This window comes from Cobetia sp. ICG0124, from assembly GCF_004006355.1.
GTDB lineage: Bacteria > Pseudomonadota > Gammaproteobacteria > Pseudomonadales > Halomonadaceae > Cobetia > Cobetia marina.
Window position 1 is genome coordinate 2,158,420 of sequence record NZ_CP024893.1, and the last position, 16,505, is coordinate 2,174,924.

General features: G+C 63.7%; 14 protein-coding genes, 2 pseudogenes and 1 riboswitch. Of the genes and pseudogenes, 9 read left to right on the forward strand and 7 right to left on the reverse strand.

The annotated features are described in order from the left end of the window. Positions 1-8 precede the first annotated feature (8 nt). Together CU110_RS10000 and CU110_RS10005 are read right to left on the reverse strand one after the other, a co-directional pair. Positions 9-1,718: a potassium/proton antiporter gene (locus CU110_RS10000; protein ID WP_255303023.1), complete on the reverse strand. Its 1,710-nt coding sequence runs from the start codon at positions 1,716-1,718 to the stop codon at positions 9-11. Between the two features lie 121 nt (positions 1,719-1,839). Beyond that, positions 1,840-2,715, reverse strand: a complete 876-nt coding sequence (locus CU110_RS10005; RefSeq protein WP_127735775.1) for a hypothetical protein — start codon at positions 2,713-2,715, stop codon at positions 1,840-1,842. Positions 2,716-2,744: 29 nt separating this feature from the next. Continuing rightward, positions 2,745-2,858, forward strand: a riboswitch (TPP riboswitch). A gap of 61 nt (positions 2,859-2,919) precedes the next feature. Here CU110_RS10005 and CU110_RS10010 point away from each other — a divergent pair. The 3 genes and pseudogenes from CU110_RS10010 to CU110_RS10020 all read left to right on the forward strand — a co-directional run. Beyond that, a complete protein-coding gene (locus tag CU110_RS10010) occupies positions 2,920-3,672 on the forward strand; it encodes an ABC transporter ATP-binding protein (protein WP_077372784.1) in 753 nt (250 codons plus the stop codon). Continuing rightward, on the forward strand, positions 3,669-4,436 hold the full coding sequence (locus CU110_RS10015) for an ABC transporter permease (RefSeq protein WP_077372781.1): 768 nt from the start codon (positions 3,669-3,671) through the stop codon (positions 4,434-4,436). The genes CU110_RS10010 and CU110_RS10015 overlap by 4 nt, the downstream gene beginning before the upstream one ends. 39 nt (positions 4,437-4,475) lie before the next feature. Continuing rightward, positions 4,476-5,075 (forward strand): annotated as a pseudogene (locus tag CU110_RS10020) (ABC transporter substrate-binding protein); the annotation flags it as partial. A 231-nt stretch (positions 5,076-5,306) separates the two neighbouring features. Here the strand turns inward: CU110_RS10020 and CU110_RS10025 are convergent. The 3 genes from CU110_RS10025 to CU110_RS10035 are packed head-to-tail and all read right to left on the reverse strand — an operon-like array spanning position 5,307 to position 8,321. Continuing rightward, positions 5,307-6,554: an MFS transporter gene (locus CU110_RS10025; RefSeq protein ID WP_164850349.1), complete on the reverse strand. Its 1,248-nt coding sequence runs from the start codon at positions 6,552-6,554 to the stop codon at positions 5,307-5,309. Further along, positions 6,532-7,368, reverse strand: a complete 837-nt coding sequence (locus CU110_RS10030) for an alpha/beta fold hydrolase (RefSeq protein ID WP_084209764.1) — start codon at positions 7,366-7,368, stop codon at positions 6,532-6,534. Before CU110_RS10030 ends, CU110_RS10025 begins: the two co-directional genes overlap by 23 nt. Positions 7,369-7,412: 44 nt before the next feature. Continuing rightward, positions 7,413-8,321: a LysR substrate-binding domain-containing protein gene (locus tag CU110_RS10035; protein WP_077372772.1), complete on the reverse strand. Its 909-nt coding sequence runs from the start codon at positions 8,319-8,321 to the stop codon at positions 7,413-7,415. 129 nt (positions 8,322-8,450) lie between these two features. Between CU110_RS10035 and CU110_RS10040 the strand changes: the two genes are divergently transcribed. The 3 genes from CU110_RS10040 to CU110_RS17085 are packed head-to-tail and all read left to right on the forward strand — an operon-like array spanning position 8,451 to position 11,606. Next, positions 8,451-9,503 carry a YeiH family protein gene (locus CU110_RS10040; RefSeq protein WP_240499556.1) on the forward strand — a complete coding sequence of 351 codons (1,053 nt, stop codon included), beginning with the start codon at positions 8,451-8,453 and terminating at the stop codon, positions 9,501-9,503. 12 nt (positions 9,504-9,515) lie between these two features. Beyond that, positions 9,516-9,782, forward strand: coding sequence for a GrxA family glutaredoxin (locus tag CU110_RS10045; protein ID WP_077372769.1), 267 nt, complete (start codon positions 9,516-9,518; stop codon positions 9,780-9,782). 42 nt (positions 9,783-9,824) lie between these two features. Beyond that, entirely contained in the window at positions 9,825-11,606 is a 1,782-nt protein-coding gene (locus CU110_RS17085) for a monovalent cation:proton antiporter-2 (CPA2) family protein (protein ID WP_127735781.1), read from the forward strand. Between the two features lie 11 nt (positions 11,607-11,617). On the opposite strand, the pseudogene CU110_RS10055 reads toward CU110_RS17085, so the two are convergent. Further along, positions 11,618-12,445 (reverse strand): annotated as a pseudogene (locus CU110_RS10055) (DMT family transporter); the annotation flags it as partial. A 67-nt stretch (positions 12,446-12,512) separates the two neighbouring features. Here CU110_RS10055 and CU110_RS10060 point away from each other — a divergent pair. Further along, positions 12,513-13,253 carry a DUF1338 domain-containing protein gene (locus CU110_RS10060; RefSeq protein WP_127735787.1) on the forward strand — a complete coding sequence of 247 codons (741 nt, stop codon included), beginning with the start codon at positions 12,513-12,515 and terminating at the stop codon, positions 13,251-13,253. 57 nt (positions 13,254-13,310) lie between these two features. Here CU110_RS10060 and nhaD read toward each other — a convergent pair whose 3' ends face one another. Then, positions 13,311-14,591 carry a sodium:proton antiporter NhaD gene (gene nhaD, locus CU110_RS10065; RefSeq protein WP_127735790.1) on the reverse strand — a complete coding sequence of 427 codons (1,281 nt, stop codon included), beginning with the start codon at positions 14,589-14,591 and terminating at the stop codon, positions 13,311-13,313. Between the two features lie 149 nt (positions 14,592-14,740). On the opposite strand from nhaD, the gene CU110_RS10070 reads away from it, so the two are divergent. Both CU110_RS10070 and CU110_RS10075 read left to right on the forward strand, forming a co-directional pair. Next, positions 14,741-15,643: an acyltransferase gene (locus CU110_RS10070; protein ID WP_084208996.1), complete on the forward strand. Its 903-nt coding sequence runs from the start codon at positions 14,741-14,743 to the stop codon at positions 15,641-15,643. Between the two features lie 95 nt (positions 15,644-15,738). After that, complete coding sequence (locus tag CU110_RS10075; protein WP_276317925.1) at positions 15,739-16,500, forward strand: LysM peptidoglycan-binding domain-containing protein; 762 nt, start codon at positions 15,739-15,741, stop codon at positions 16,498-16,500. Positions 16,501-16,505 lie beyond the last annotated feature (5 nt).

Sequence of the window (16,505 nt, forward strand, 5' to 3'; positions counted from 1 at the left end):
TCTCCTTGTCAATGCAGGCGCAGCCCCACCTTGGTGATGCGATTGCCCTCGACCTCATTCACCACCCAGTGAATGCCATGCCAGTCGACATCATCCCCGACCACCGGCACCCCGCCGACTCTGCGGGTGATGAACTCGGCGATGGTCAGGTGCTGCTCGCCCTGAGAGAGCGTCAGTCCGTAGACATCGGCGATATCCTGCATGTTGGCATCCCCTTCCAGGGTGAAGGTGCCGAAGAAGGCGCGCTGTTCATGCTGCAGACTCTCGCCATTGAACATGCGATTGAGGCTTGGCACATCACAGGAGCGCCCGACGACGCACAGCACGTCCTTCTGATGCAGACAGGTGCTGCCCTTGGGATGGATCAGCACCTTGTTGCGGAACAGTGCCCCGACCTTGGCCCCGGAGGGGAAGCGCAGCATGCGCAATGCCACGCCTTCCAGCGCCGTGTTGTCGACCCGGTAGACCAGCATCTCGTAATCGTTGACGGGCATGATGCCCAGCAGATTGCGGCGGCTGGGCTGTGCACCCGGCGGCACCACCACCCTGAGCTTGCGCGCCATGGGAGCCAGCGACGAGCCCTGCACCAGCAGCGAGATGATCACCACGAAGAAGGCGACATTGAAGTAGACACCGGCATTCTCGACCCCGGTGATCACCGGGAAGATCGCCAGCACGATCGGCACCGCCCCCCTCAACCCGACCCAGCTGATGAACCACAGCTCTCGCCAGCGGAAGCGGAAGAAAGGCTTGAGACACAGGATCACGGCCAGGGGGCGCACGAACAGGATCAGCGCCACACTCAGAATGGCGGCCGGCAGCGCGAACTGCAGCATCGTGGAGGGTGAGACCAGCAGACCCAGCATCAGGAACAGCACGATCTGGGACAAGTGGGCCAGTCCGTCATGCACCGGCAGGATGTGTTCGAGGTGGCGCCCCGGATGATTGCCGATCATCAGGCCACACAGATAGATGGCCAGGAAGCCACTGCCACCGAGCTCATTGGTCGTCGCGAACAGACTCAGGCCCAGCGCCAGCGCCAGCAGGGAATAGAGGCCGGGCGCCAGATCCAGATAGCGCATCAGACGGGCGATCAACCAGCCACCGGCGATCCCCATGCCCGCGCCGACCCCGAACTGCAGCGCGAAGCTCATGAGTCCGGCGGCGACCCCCGACAGCTGTCCGGTCAGTATCTCGGCCAGAGTGATGGTGAGGAAGATGGCCATCGGGTCGTTGGTACCGGACTCGATCTCCAGCGTCGCCCCGACCCGCTCGTTGAGGTGCACCCCCTGCCCGCCCAGCAGCGAGAACACGGCGGCGGCATCGGTGGAGCCGACGATGGCACCGACCAGCAGGCCTTCGATCAGGGTGAGGTCAAACAGCCACATGGCCAGCAGCCCCACCAGCCCGCTGGTCATGAAGACCCCGACGGTCGCCAGCACCAATGCCGGCTTGAGACCCGCGCGGAAGGTCGAGAGACGGGTGCGCAGACCGCCATCGAGCAGAATGAGTGCCAACGCCAGATTGCCGATCAGATACGCGGTAGAGGCATCATCGAACTGGATGCCGAGCACGCCATCCTCCCCCGCCAGCATGCCGAGTCCCAGGAACAGCAACAGCAGGGGCATGCCGAGACGAGCCGAGACCCGACTTGCCAGCACGCTCAAGGCGATGAGCATGCCCGCCAGCAAGAAGTAATAGTTCAGATTCTCTACCACGTGTGCTCCCCCGCCATTCCCGGCACCAAGTCTCGAATCACGTCTGCGACGGCCCAGAGACAGTATTCCATGTCAGCGACGAGGCTGCAGAGAAATTTCTCAAATATTCATGGACTTGCGATCAACATGTCAGGCTTCTCGGCGACACCCAGGCCGGGGCTGCCGCCAGCTCGGCGTAGCGGGTCGGACCGAAGGCTTCCATCGCCCACAACAGGGCTCGGCACAGCTCACGCTGACCGTCGATATCGACCATGCGCCCATGACGCGAATAACCGGCGAGGAAGGCCTCACGCTGACTCGGCGTCTCCAGCAACAACTCGATCAGTGCCCAGTCGAACTCGATCGGGGCCCACACCAGAGCCTCCCAGTCGCTCCATACCCAGCCGGTGGCGGCGCACAGATATTGGTCCGCGCGCAGGTCCGGCAGACTCCAGACGGCGCGAGCGGGATGCGAGAAGGTGCGTGATGGCAGGTCCCCCAGCTCGTGGGACAGGGGATGGCGCGCGAGAAAACGCGTCACGCGGGCATTCCAATGCAGCAACGGCATGGGCTGGGCAAGGGGCTGACCAAAGCCGGACACGGTGTCCTGATGCAGCCGCCCGACCTGATCTCCCAGCAACTCACAGAAGGTGTCACTGAGATCACTGGGCTGACCGCTGGACCACGGCAGGTGCCAGACGGGCGCGCCATCGAGACGTCCCAGATAGGTCAGCGGCAGCGGAGGGATGGGCAACCGCGCCGGCAACGCGCCCGCCAGCCGTGTCAGGGCCTCAGGTTGCGCCCAGCGATCGGCGCCGAAGACACCGCGCATCGCTCGCCAGAAGGGGTCGTGATCCGGGCCGGTTCGCGCCAGCTTGATCAGGCCGGGGGTGCCGCCACGCTGCCGCCACAACCAGTTGGCACTATCCGGCCAGGCAAGTGCCAGCGGCTCCAGCGCATGCCCCAGATAGGTGGAAAGACGGCGAGTCAGCGCATCCTCCGGCCAGCCATTGGGCACGGACCGGCGGGCAGGTGACGGTACACTGTCGGCCTGGATGGGGGTGCCCGAAAGTGGGCTGAGAGCCGATGCGTCACGTCGCATGGCAACCCCTGGAACCTGATCCGGTTGATACCGGCGGAGGGAATTCCGGTCACCTGCCCAAGCGTCAGGCGCCCTGCGTGCTTCCTCCCCTCGGCATGCCGCCTGACCACGGATGACACTGTGTCGCTGGGACTCTCCCTCAACAACGCTCGCATCGATTACGCCAGCCATACGCTGTTTCGTGATCTGTCGGCGCGTCTGGATGCCGGAAGCTGGACGGCCCTGCTGGGCCGCTCGGGCTGTGGCAAGAGCTCACTGCTGCGCCTGCTGGCCGGCCTCGAGATGCCCGACCATCACACGCTGGAACTCACCACCGATGACGGCAAGCCACTGGCGGGTCGCGTCGCCTGGATGGCGCAGCAGGACCTGCTGCTGCCCTGGCGCCGGGTGCTGGACAATCTGTGTCTGGGAGATGACCTCCATCGTCGCCCTCGCGATACCGAGCGGGCCCGCGAACTGCTGGCAGCGGTGGGTCTGGAGGGGCGCGAGCAGGCCTGGCCAGACGCCCTCTCCGGCGGGCAACGCCAACGCGTTGCATTGGCGCGAACGCTCTATCAGCAGGCTCCGGTGGTGATGATGGATGAACCCTTCTCCGCAGTGGACGCCATCACGCGACTCGAACTGCATGATCTCGCCAGCCGGCTGCTGGACGGACGCACCGTGCTGATGGTCACGCATGACCCGCTCGAGGCGTTGCGCCTGGCCGACCAACTGCTGGTGCTGCGTCCGGGCCGCGACAGCCAGCAGGGGGCAGTGCTCGACTGCCTGCCCGGGCTCTCGCCGCCTCGCCCGGTGCCGCTGGACCTGCCCGCCCTGCAGCAGGCCCAGTCCGAATTGATCACACGCCTGCGCGACGGCGAGGAGACGCCATGAAACGCCTGCATGCCCTGCGTCATCTCGCCATCAGCGCCGCCGTCCTGCTGGGACTCTGGCAACTGGTGATCATCACCACGGCCGTGCCGCCCTACATCCTGCCAGCGCCACTGGCAGTCGCGGAGGTGCTGGTCCGTCAGGCCCCGATGCTGGCACACCACGCCGGCATCACCTTCGCCGAGATTCTTGGCGGGCTGGTACTGGGGGTCCTTCTCGGGCTGAGCACCGCGCTGGCACTGGCGTTCATCCCTCGTCTGCGGCGCACCCTGCTGCCATTGCTGCTGATCAGCCAGGTGATCCCGCTGTTCGCGATCGCTCCACTGCTGGTGCTGTGGCTGGGCTATGACATGCTCTCCAAGGTCGTGATGGCCACGCTGATCATCTATTTCCCCGTGGCCTCCACCGGCTACGACGGCTTGCGCCAGACTCCTCAGGGCTGGCTGGATCTCGCCCATACCCTGGGTGCCAGCCCGTGGCGACTGCTGCTGCATGTCCAATTGCCCGCCGCGCTGCCGGCATTGGCCTCCGGCGTGCGCATGGCAGCGACAGCCGCCCCCATCGGGGCCGTCATCGGTGAGTGGGCCGGCGCAAGCCAGGGCCTCGGCTATCTGATGCTCAATGCCAATGCCCGCATGGAAATCGACCTGATGTTCGCCGCCCTGCTGGTGCTGGTCGCCTTTTCGCTGCTGCTGTATTTCACGCTGGATGCCCTGCTGCGTCGCCTGATGCCCTGGCATCGAGATCGCCTGACCCGTTTGAACTGAGCCGCCACCGATGCCAAGCCCCTCACGCACCTCAAGGTCATGCTCGACTGGTACACCAATCCCGGCCACGGGCCGCTGGTGCTGGCTCAGGAACTGGGCCTGTTCAAGCAACATGGTCTGGACGTCGAGCTGATCGCTCCGGCAGACCCCAGCGTCCCCCCCAAGCTTGCCGCAGCGGAGCGCGTCGACATCGCCATCAGCTATCAGCCCCAGCTGCACCTGCAGGTGGATCAAGGGCTGCCGCTGGTGCGCATCGGCACGCTGGTGGCCACCCCGCTCAACGTGGTGGTCGTGCGCGCGGACAGTGACATCCAGTCGATGGCCGACCTCAAGGGCAAGCGTGTCGGCTATTCCGTCGGTGGCGTGGAGGAAGTCCTGCTGTCCACCATGCTCCAGAACAGCGGCCTGACACTGGATGACATCACCCTGACCAACGTCAACTTCTCGCTGACGCCGTCACTGCTGACCCGCAAGGTCGACGCCGTCACCGGGGCATTCCGCAACTTCGAACTCGCCCAGATGGCACAGGAAGGCGTCAAGGGCCGCGCCTTCTACATCGAGGAAGAAGGCGTGCCGACCTATGACGAACTGATCTTCGTCGCCAACAGCGACAGCTATTCTCGCAAGCACGAGCAGTACGCCGCCTTCCTGTCCGCCGTCGGTGAAGCCACCGCCTGGATGATCAACCACCCTGACAAGGGCTGGAAGCTGTTCCGCGAGTCCGACCCGGCACTCGATACCGCGCTCAACAAGAAAGCCTGGTATGCCACCTTGCCGCGCTTCGCCCTGCGTCCGGCCGCACTGGATGCCGGCCGCTACCGTGACTTCGAGAACTTCCTGTACGAGCGCGGCATGATCAAGCAGCGCCAGTCACTCGACCACCTGGCCATCGACGTCAACGCGCGCCTGAGCCAGACGCCGCGCCAGCCACGCCATCAGCACAGGCTGGATCACCAGCGCGACCACCAGCACCGCCACGAGCAGTGGCATGCCCTCAAGGGCGCCACCCGGCGAGCTGACCAGCAGCGCCGCCCCGAGATAACTGCCCGCGGCAGAACTCAGGTGCTGAACGGCGCTCTGGGTGCTGGTGAAGGCGGCCCGCTCGTGCTCGGCAGGAATGAAGCTGTTGAGCGTGTTCTGTGCCACCCGCCGCGCCGAGGAGAACAGCATGTAGGCACCAAACCCCACCCACACCAGCGACGGCCCCGGCGAATGAAGCAGGAAGGCCCAGCCCACCAGCGCCGTCAGCAGACAGGTAATGGTGCCGGGCCAGACACTGCCGAAGCGATCACACAGCCGCCCGGTCAGCTGCATGCCCACCAGCGACAGTCCCCCTCCGATCATGTAGAGCCCGCCGAGATCCTCGCGAGGCAGATCGAGATTGAACAGCAGATAGCTGGAGAGATTGGGGATCACCAGGAAGTTGCTGAACATCGCGGTGGCGATCAGCGCCAGCCCGAGCCGGTGATTCGGCTGCGCGAGAATGGTGGCGATGGAGGTACCGGCGCGACTGCGAGGATTGTCCAGATGCCCCCGGATCGGCGGCAGCACCCAGGCCAGCAACCCGCAGACCAGCAACGCCAGCAGCGCAACGGCCCGGAACGGCGCCTGCCAGCCAAAGCCTTCGGACAACCACAGCGCGAAGGGCAGCCCCAGCACCGAGGCCACCGAGAAGGCCCCCATCACCATCCCCATGGCGCGCCCACGCCGGATTCCCGGCACGACATCGATCACGATGGCCAGTGCCGTGGCCGCCGCCGGCCCACCGAACAGCCCGCCCAGCATGCGCGCGGCCAGCAGCGTCTCGAATCCGGTGGCGAAGCTCGCGATCAGATGACACAGCGCAGCACCGAACAGAAAACCCAGCACGGCCCAGCGACGATCGAAACGATCCGCATGCCGCGTCCACAGCAAGGTGCCCACCGCCGCCGCCAGCGGATAGCTGCCGACGATGTAGCCCAGGTGGTCCAGCGGAATGCCCAGCGACTGCGCGAAATCCGGCCCCAATGCCATCACCATGGTGAAGCCCATGATGACGGCGAACTGCAGCAGCGTGACCAGCGCGATCACCAGACGCTCGTGACGCGTCACCGGCTCAAGCGCGTGCGACGCGTTCAAGAAACGTCTCGACGGCTTGCTGGAACTCGCTTGCTCGCTCGGCATGCAGCCAGTGGCCGGCATCCAGCGAGGCATCTTCTAGCCGCGGGAAGCGCTCACGCATTGCCTGGAGCCCGTCGGCCTGCACGTAACTGGAACGTTCGCCCCACAGCAGCAGGGCCGGCAGTTCCACCTCGCCGTGTGCCTGAGGCGCCTCGACGATCTGGGGGTAACCCGCCGCGATGTGATCGAGCCCGACTCGCCAGCCCATGCTGCCGTCCTCATCGCGCACCAGGTTGGTGGCGAGGAACTGACGGATAGCCGGCGTTTCCACATGGCGTGCCATCACGTTGTCAGCGTCCTTGCGCGAGGCAGGACGCGCCTCACGCACGGCCTCGAAGGCCGCGAATATCTCATCGTGCCCGTGTCCGTAGGCGATGGGCGCGATATCCGCCACCACGAGACTGCGCAGTCGTTCAGGTGCCTGCAGTGCGACCTGCATGGCCACCTTGCCCCCCATGGAGTGCCCCATGAGATCACAGGTGGGGATATCGAGCTGATCGAGCAGAGCGATCACGTCAGCGGCCTGCTCCGCGTAGCTCATGCCCGCCACATGCGGGCTGCGACCATGATTGCGCAGATCCACCGCGATGACGCGACGCGACTGCGACCAGAACTTGATATGCGAGCGCCAGTTGTCCGCGCTCCCGAACAGACCATGCAGAATCACCAGCGGCGTCGCATCCTGCTCACCCGCCTCATTGCCCTGTGCGGCTTCACGGGCATCACTCTCGTTGTAGAAAAGCTCGACCGTCGTGCTTGTCGCAGTGCTCATCATCATCTCCATGGACGCTAGACAGACCCTCAGACGCTCCCGGCTCACCGCGGACTGGCTTCCAGATAGACCTTGACCGCCTGCCACAGGGGGCTTCGATAGCGCTCCGGATGCCAGAGCATGGAAAAATGCCGCTTGAGGTTGAGCTGGGGCGTCTCCAGCACGACCAGCTCCCCACGTGACAGCTCCGCATCCACAGACAGGCGTGAAAGGCAGCCCAACCCGAGGCCGGCAAACACAGCCTGCTTGATGGCCTCATGCTGCCCCAGCTCCATGCGCACCTTGAGACGCTCGATTCGCCCATGCAGTGCACGTTCGAAGACCGCACGCGTGCCCGACCCTCCCTCGCGCAGAATCCAGTCGGCATTGGCCAGATCCTCGTCATCGAGTGCCGTTGCGCGTATCGCCAGCGGGTGGGACGGCGGCGCCACCACCACCAGCTCATCCTCGCGCCAGGTCTGGCTCATCAGGCGTGGCGCGTGACAATCCCCTTCGATCAGCCCCAGCTCGGCATCGTAGTTGAGCACCGCCTCCACCACCTGATGGGTATTGCGCAGGCGCAGGTTGAGCTCGGTCCCGGGGTTCTCACGCATGAAGGCCCCTGCCAGGCCGGGCAACAGCCAGGTCCCGATGGTCGCGCTGGCGGCGATTTCCAGCTCGCCTCGCAGGAACCCCTCCTCCAGCCCGGGCTCACGGGCCTCCAGCTCCAGTGCATGGGTCTGTTCCAGCAGCTGTTCGGCACGCGCCAGCAGACGACGCCCATTGGCATTGAGGGCCAACCGGCGCCCGAGCCGCTCGAACAGCGCGACGTCAAGGTGGCGTTCCAGCTCTGAGAGCGCCTGACTCGCTGCCGATTGCGAAAGCCCTATCTCTCGGGCGGCACCACTGACCGAGCCCTGGCGAGTCACGGCGACGAAGACCTGTAATTGGCGCAGGGTGATATGGATCTGCATATCGGTTTTTCCGGTAAGTGGTAAAGGGATAATCGACTAACTATCCAATGATATTCCTGCATAAACTATTCATCAAACCAGAAGCACTAAGCATGCAACGTCCTCACAAGCACTCCAAGGAGAAAGCCAATGGACGCACAGACGCTGACTGCCCCCCCTGTCACGGAACGGCTGCGCCGAATGGTGCCGGGACTCGCGCTGTGCGGCGGGCTGACACTGGCGGGGCTGGGGCTGCACGCCATTCCGACCCTCGCCGCGACCGGCGTCAGTCCGCTGGTCTTCGCGCTGCTGTGCGGCATCGTGGTCGGCAACCTGCCCGTCACCAGCCGCCATGCCCGGGCACTGGCACCAGGGCTGCATGTCGCGACCAAGAAGCTGCTGCGACTCGGCATCATCCTGTTCGGACTGTCGATCACCTTGCAGCAGATTCTCGGCCTGGGGTGGAGCGTGGTCGTGCTGGATGTCATCGTCATCGCCGCCGTGTTGAGCTGCGGCTATTTCCTGGGCACGCGCTGGCTGGGTCTGGATCGCGATACCGCCTTGCTGACCAGTGCCGGCTCTGCCATCTGCGGCGCCGCGGCCGTGCTGGCGACGGAATCCATGATCAAGGCACGCCCGGCAGCCACCGCCATGGCCGTGGCCACGGTGGTACTGTTCGGCTCGCTGGCCATGCTGGCCTACCCCTTGCTCTACCCGCTGACCGGCATGCATGAAGGGCTGTTCGGCATCTACATCGGCTCGACCATTCACGAGGTCGCGCAGGTCGTGGCGGCAGGTGAGGCGGTAGGCCCGGACGCCCTGGCCAATGCCCTGATCGTCAAGTTGATGCGTGTGATGATGCTGGTCCCCTTCCTGCTCCTGCTGCCCAAGCTGTGGGCCATGCGCAGCCGCAGCGAGGGGGATGACCGCGATGCCGGCGGCAGCATGACCATTCCCTGGTTCGCCCTCGGTTTCATCGCCATGGCCGGGATCAACAGCACCGGCGAGATTCCTGCCGCCCTGCACGCCAACCTGTCCGTGCTGGGGAGCGTCGCCCTGACCATGGCGATGGCGGGACTCGGGGTCGAGACACGCATGGATCGTCTGCGCTCACTGGGCATGAAGCCCTTCCTGCTGGCACTGATCCTGTTCGTGCTGCTCATGGTCGGCGGCTTCGGGGCCAACCTGCTGTTGATGGGGTGATAGGAGAATCTCATGCTGGCAGTCATCTTCGGTCGTCCGGGTTGCCCGTTCTGCGTCCGCGCCAAGGAACTCGCGGAAGAACTTACCGCCAAGCGCGATGATTTCGATTTCCGTTACATCGACATCCACGCCGAGGGCATCACCAAGGCCGACATGGAAAAGACCATCGGCAAGCCGGTGGAAACCGTGCCGCAGATCTTCGTCGATCAGACCCACATCGGTGGCTTCACCGAGTTCAACCAGTACGTGCAGGACGAGGCACTGATGCCGCAGGCCTGATCAACGCCCTTTCTCCGCACGTAGCTGGACAAGGAAGCAAACATGAACATGTTGATGGAAGGCGCCGTGCTGCTGGGCTGCGCCGTGGTTGCCGTGCCGCTCTTTCAGCGCCTGGGGCTGGGGTCCATCCTGGGGTATCTGGCGATCGGGGTGCTGCTGGGGCCGTCATTGATCGGCTTCATCTCGGAACCGACCGAGGTGCTGCACTTCGCGGAGTTCGGCGTGGTCATGCTGCTGTTCATGATCGGACTGGAACTCGAACCCAAGCGCCTGTGGGACATGCGCCTCAAGCTTGCCGGGCTTGGCAGCGCACAGATGCTGCTATGCGGAGCGCTGCTGACGCCCGTCGGGTTATGGCTGGGCCTTGAACTGCCGGCCGCCGCCTTGCTGGGCCTGATTCTGGCGCTGTCCTCTACCGCCTTTGCGCTGCAGGTGCTCAGCGAGAATCAACAACTGGCGACACCCCATGGCCAGTCAACCTTCGCCATCCTGCTGTTCCAGGACCTGGCCGTAATTCCATTGCTGGCGCTGCTGCCGCTGTTCGCCGACAACTTCGACGCTTCCACCGGCTCCGGCTGGGCCGGTGTCGTCAAGGGCATCGGCATGGTGGCGGCGGTCATCATCGTTGGCCGCTTCGTCGTTCCGCGCCTGTTGAAGATGGTGGCACGCAGCGAGATCCACGAGATCTTCACTGCCGCGGCACTGTTCGTGGTGATCAGTACCGCTCTGCTGATGGAATGGGTCGGGCTTTCCATGGCACTGGGGGCCTTCCTCGCCGGGGTGCTGCTGGCGGATACCGTCTATCGCCACGAACTCGAAGCCAACATCGACCCCTTCAAGGGCCTGCTGCTGGGGCTGTTCTTCATGGCGGTCGGGATGTCGGTGGACGTCTCGCTGGTCATGGAGCGCCCGCTGACGGTGCTGGGCCTGACACTGGCGCTGATGGTCGGCAAGGTGCTGGTCATCACGCTGGTGGGCCGCGTCGCACGCCTGAAGCTTGCCGAGGCACTGCCACTGGCCGCCGTACTGGCTCAGGGCGGAGAATTCGACTTCGTGTTGCTGACCGCCGGCATGGCCGCCGGCATCTTCGATCAGACGCTTACCAGTCTGGTCATCAGCGCCGTGACGCTGTCCATGGCCGCCACGCCCTTCCTGTATCGCTATGCGCGCAAGTTCGGTGCCGCGCGCGAAGCCAAGCGCCCCTACGATGAAGACTTCGGTCAGGAAGCCCCGCCGGTACTGATTGCCGGTTTCGGACGTTTCGGTCAGATGAGCGCGCGCATTCTCAAGACCCAGGGCATCAACTTCACCGCCCTCGACCCCAACATCACCCAGGTCGAGTTCGTGCGTCAGTTCGGCTCGCGCATCTTCTACGCCGACGCCAGCCGATCGGAGCTGCTGCGAGCGGCTGGCGCCGAGCACGCACAGATCATGCTGGTGGCGGTCGATGACGCCAGGATGACCACCCAGATCGTGCGTACCGTTCGACAACAGTTCCCGCATCTCAAGCTGTTCGTGCGGGCCCGCAATCGCCACCATGCCTGGGAGCTGATGGAGCTGGGCGTGGAACACGTGATCCGCGAGACCTACGCCAGCAGCCTGGAAATGGGCAACGAACTGCTGGTTGCCATGGGCTATCCAAGCGCACGTGCCGCCGAAGTGGTCCGCGCCTTCCGCGAGATGGATGACACCATGCTCAAGAGCGATTTCGAGAACCGCCATGACCCCGAGGCGCTGGTCACCAGCGCCAAGAGCGCCATGGAAGAGCTCAAGCGCCTGTTCCAGACCAACAGGCGAGCGCGCCACTGCGGCCCGAAGAGATAGGCACACAGGCCCACGACGATGAAGAGCGCCCCCGCCAGCACGCGGCTGGAGACTATCTCGCCATTCAGGGCAGCGCCGAGACTCATGGCGAATATCGGCGTGATCAGGGTGGCCAATGCCACGGTACTGGCGGACAGGCGTGCCAGCACGAAGTAATAGCACAGATACCCGATCAACGAGCCGAAGATACCCAGGTAGACGATCGCCCCCAGCGGGCGCTGTGTCGGCCATGCCTGCGGCACACCATCGACCAGCAGGGCCGCGAGAAGATAGAGCGGAAGCGAGACGAGCAGCGCGCCCTCGGTCTGCACCAGCGGATGAAGCCCTGCTCGCTCTCGCTGGACCAGTACGCCGGAAGCGGCAAAGCAGTTGACCGCCAGCAACATGGTCACCACCCCCTTCCAGCTGCCCGGCGGTAGCGCCAGCGAGTCCGAGACGGCGATGGCCAGTCCGCCCAATGCCAATGCGAAACCTAACCATTGCAGCTTGTCAAGAGGCGCACTTTTCAACCACCAGCGCGCGTAAAGTCCTGATAGCAGAGGAGCTAAGCCGAAAAGTAACGACATGATACCGCTTGGTAACCAACCGGCAGCAATATAGGCGAAGTACATCCCACCCCATATCCCCAGTGCAGCCGCCACGTAGCTGCGAATTGCCACGCGACCGAAATCCATTTTCAGCCCGAGCAAGCGTAACAATGGGTAACCGATACATGCGGCAATTAACATTCTCCCCATGGCAGACCAGGCCGGCAGCCATCCGGAAGCACTCCATGAAATCGCCAGCGGTGTGGTTGACCACACCATGAGAACCACGCAATACGCCACCAGCACTGGCATTTTCACACTCCGAACAGTCGGTCAGAAAAAAAGGACAATGTCGTTGAATGGCCTTCAAGGAGGCTTCATGCAACGCGAGGAATTTCTACAACAGCTATGGCTGGACTTCGTTCACCGCCATCCGGATATCGGAGCGCTGGACATCTGGCCGGATGGCATCAGGCCCGAATATCTGATGTTCGTGACACTGGATCAGGGGCCATTTCGCAGCGAGAAACTGCGTCCCAGCCTCTATCATCAGGGCTATCGACGCGTGAAGCAGTACGCCATGGCCGACCGTGGCCTACTGGTGGATCTGCTGCTGCCGCCGGATGGCGGCTCGGCTGTCATGCTGGCCGAACTTCAGGCCAATAGCCTGCCTCCCCTTCACCGAGACCTGCTGAAGACGCTCATCAGCCAGAGTCACCGTGACGACTGCAAGGGACAGAACCTGCTGGCGCCGTGCCGCCCATGGGACATGCCGGACTGGCCCACCTTCGAGCGTCTGCTGGAAGCCAACCCGCTGGCGGCATGGCTATCGGTGATGGGCCCGCGCCTGCATCACGTGGGCTTCAACGCCGACGAGCTGGGAGAAACGCTTGAAGCTGTCTGCGAAGGCATGCTGATGCACGGCATGTCGCCGCAGAGCGGGCGCCACCATGCCGTACTCCCCATCAACCCCAAGCTGCAATACCACTACTATCCCGCGCACGCACAACGCATGGTATTCGCCGAAGGTGATGAGCACATGGTGGTGCTGGGAGGGCTGGCCCTGCTGGCGACGGCGTCGCAAGCAGGTTATCAACAGAAGCTGTGGAAAAAGCTGTGAAGAATCTCTGTACATCCACTCATCGGCTTCGCGATCTGGCGACCAATGTCAGATTGATCAAAAATTCACCACTTCACCGCGCGTGTCGGTGACCTGGCCCCCCAGCCAGTAGGCGCCGACGTATCCGACGCTGTACGCCAGCAGCAGCGCCGGGAAGAAGCGCAGGTAGCTCATGAAGGTCACCTCGCGCACCTTGGAGAGCGCAATCACTCCAGCGGCCGACCCGATGATCAGCAGTGATCCGCCCACGCCAGCGGCGTAGGTCAGCGCCAACCACTCAGCATCGTTCATGCCGACATCCGCCTTGAGCACCGCAGCCGTCAACGGCACGTTGTCGACCAATGCCGACAACAGGCCGATCAGATAATTGGCCTGCATGGCAGGCATCACGTCATAGAGCTGTGCCAGCCCTTCCAGCAGGCGGGCTTCCTTGAGCGCTCCCACCATCAGCAGGATGCCGAGGAAGAATAGCAGAGTGTCGAATTCAATTATCCTGATGTAATCAAGAATTCTGCGCTCCTCGCTGTCACTGCGTCGCTCGGCCACATGCCCGAGCAGGAACATGATCGACATCCCGAACAGGAAGGTCAGCAAGGGGGGGATACCGAACAGCACGTTCAGGCCCAGCGTGGAGAGGATGGTGGCGAGAAACAGCCAGGCCACGAAGCGGTCCAGACGCCGGGTGGGACGGCGTTCACGCGACAGATGGACTTCTCCCCCAAGCCCGGGCAGCAGCAGCGTCGCCAGCAGCATCACGCTGACGAAGGCCGGGATGGCCAGCAGCATCAGCTCACTGATACGCACCTTGTCGGCGAGGAAGATCATCAGTGTGGTCACATCACCGGTGATCAACGCCACCCCGCCGGAATTGACGGCAAACACCGCCAGCACCGCGAAACGCAGCGTCTTCTTCGGCGGCAATCCCAGAGACAGCACCAGCGTCAACGACACCAGCGTAGCGGTGATGTTGTCGGCCAGAGAGGAGAAGGCAAAGGCGAAGGTGCCGGTCAGATACAGCAGGCCTCGCTCACCGATGCGGCCCGGCAGCAATCGATAGATGAGATTGGCGATCAGTCCCTTGGCATTGAGAAACGCCACGAAGGTCATCGCCGCCATCAGAAACAGCCACAAGGTGGCGATTTCCAGCAGATTCTCGTTGAGCGACTCACCGACGTCATCGACTCCCAACGCACCGGGGCCGAAGATGAACAGCAGCAACCAGCTGAACGTCCCCAGCAACAAGGTCGTCTTGGCCTTGTTGAGATGAATCACGTCCTCGATGGCGATCAACACGAAGGCCCCGATCGCCAGCCCCACCAACACTCCCTGCAACCACATGTCGCTCTCACCACAGCTCACGAACCGCCACCATTCGACATCAGATGCGTACGGTTTGCGCAACGTCGAGTTGCTGTCCTCCACGCAAGCGGGGTGGGTTTCCTGTCACGGGTGAATTAGGATGGCGCGATCTGCTGAAGGAGTCGTTCATGTCGAGTATCAGAGGCGTCATCAGCCTGTTGTTTCTGATCACCAATACCCTGTTCTGGTCGGTACCGCTGTACCTGCTGGCATTGCTCAAGCTGCTCAGCCCGTCCCGTCGTCTGCAGCTTCATCTTCTCGAAGGGCTGAACCGTCTCGCCATGGGGTGGATCGGCACCAACAATCTGTGGATTCGCGCCTGGATACGCCCCCATTGGCAGGTCAACGTGCCGGACGCCCTGAAGGATGGCTCCGCCAGGCGACGCTGGTGGCTGGTGATCTCCAACCACCGCAGCTGGACGGATATCTTCGTGCTGCAGTATGCATTGCATCATCGCACGCCCATGCCCAAGTTCTTTCTCAAGCGCGAGTTGATCTGGGTCCCCGTCATCGGCCTGGCCTGGTGGGCGCTGGAGTTCCCCTTCATGCGCCGCTACAGCCGGGAACGGCTGGCCAATGACCCGCGCCTGGCGGAACGCGACCGTGCCGCGACACGCCGCATCTGTGAGCGAGCGGGCCAGTCGCCCATGTCAATCTTCAACTTCGTGGAAGGCACGCGCTTCACGTCAGGCAAGCATGATCAACAGCAAAGCCCGTACACTCATCTGCTCAGGCCGCGCGCCGGCGGCAGCGCTCAGGTGATCAGCATTCTCGGCGACCGCCTGTCAGGCATACTCGACGCCACGCTGGACTATCGTCACGCCAGCGCGAGCTTCTGGGAGTTTCTGTGTGGCAAGGGGGGAGATATCCATCTGGATATCGTGCAACGCCCGGTGGAACCCTGGATGCTGAACGGGGATTATCACGCGGACGCTGCCTACCGCGAACGGTTTCAGCAATGGCTCAATCAGGTCTGGAAGGACAAGGATGCCCGACTGTCACGTGCAGGACACGACATTGAACAACTCTGACGCTGCGGCGACTGGCGTGGCTGAGCCTGGCACTGTGGCTGACAGGCTGCGCCACCGGCAGCTACTCCGGCTCACCGGCAGGCCAATGGATCACGATCCAGAAGGGCGACACCCTGGGGCAGATCGCACGCGACGCTGACATTCCCCTGTTGCGCCTCACCCGCTTCAACCCCGGCGTCAAGATCCGTGACCTCAAGGTCGGGCAGCGCATCCTGGTGCCCACCGCGCGTGAGCGTGCCCCCTCCGGTGGCCCCTATCGCTATCAGCTGCGCCCCGGGGACACCTACTCGAAGATAGGCCGTTACTTCGGAGCCAATCCTCAGCGCATCCAGACCGCCAATCCGGGGCTTCCCCCCAATGACCTGAAAGTCGGCACCCTGATCTCGGTTCCCCTCAATGGTGGCCCCAGCCGAAGCGCTTCCAATGCGCGTGCCAGCGTCGGCAGTCTCGTGGCACGCCCGGATCCGGGTCCGCTGAAGAAGCCGCGTCAATCGTGGCGCTGGCCTGCCGCCGGCGAAGTCATCAGCGAATTCGGCACCAACCGCAATGGCCAACTGGCCCCGATGCGGATTCGCACGGCCAGCAATGGGGTCGCCAGCGCGCCGGCCAGCGGGGAAGTCCGCTTTGCCGACAACATGCGGCAATTGGGCAATGTGGTCATCCTCCACCATTCAGGCAATCTGCAGAGCGTATTGGCGCAGTGCGGAGAGATACTGGTCAAGGTCGGTCAGCAGGTCACGCCGGGCACCCCGCTGTGTCGCGTGGCACGTCGCAATGACGGCCAGCCTGAGCTGCTCTTCGACGTGCGCCATGGCGGCAAGCCGATCAATCCACGCGAGCTGCTCGAGAAACGCTGAAGGAG

What these genes read in the sequence shown, in the direction of transcription:
- CU110_RS10015 (WP_077372781.1), top strand. Translation starts at nt 3,669, where the DNA reads ATGAAACGCCTGCATGCCCTGCGTCATCTCGCCATCAGCGCCGCCGTC.
- CU110_RS10030 (WP_084209764.1), bottom strand. Translation starts at nt 7,368, where the DNA reads ATGAGCACTGCGACAAGCACGACGGTCGAGCTTTTCTACAACGAGAGT.
- CU110_RS10035 (WP_077372772.1), bottom strand. Translation starts at nt 8,321, where the DNA reads ATGCAGATCCATATCACCCTGCGCCAATTACAGGTCTTCGTCGCCGTG.
- CU110_RS10040 (WP_240499556.1), top strand. Translation starts at nt 8,451, where the DNA reads ATGGACGCACAGACGCTGACTGCCCCCCCTGTCACGGAACGGCTGCGC.
- CU110_RS10045 (WP_077372769.1), top strand. Translation starts at nt 9,516, where the DNA reads ATGCTGGCAGTCATCTTCGGTCGTCCGGGTTGCCCGTTCTGCGTCCGC.
- CU110_RS17085 (WP_127735781.1), top strand. Translation starts at nt 9,825, where the DNA reads ATGAACATGTTGATGGAAGGCGCCGTGCTGCTGGGCTGCGCCGTGGTT.
- CU110_RS10060 (WP_127735787.1), top strand. Translation starts at nt 12,513, where the DNA reads ATGCAACGCGAGGAATTTCTACAACAGCTATGGCTGGACTTCGTTCAC.
- nhaD (WP_127735790.1), bottom strand. Translation starts at nt 14,591, where the DNA reads ATGTGGTTGCAGGGAGTGTTGGTGGGGCTGGCGATCGGGGCCTTCGTG.
- CU110_RS10070 (WP_084208996.1), top strand. Translation starts at nt 14,741, where the DNA reads ATGTCGAGTATCAGAGGCGTCATCAGCCTGTTGTTTCTGATCACCAAT.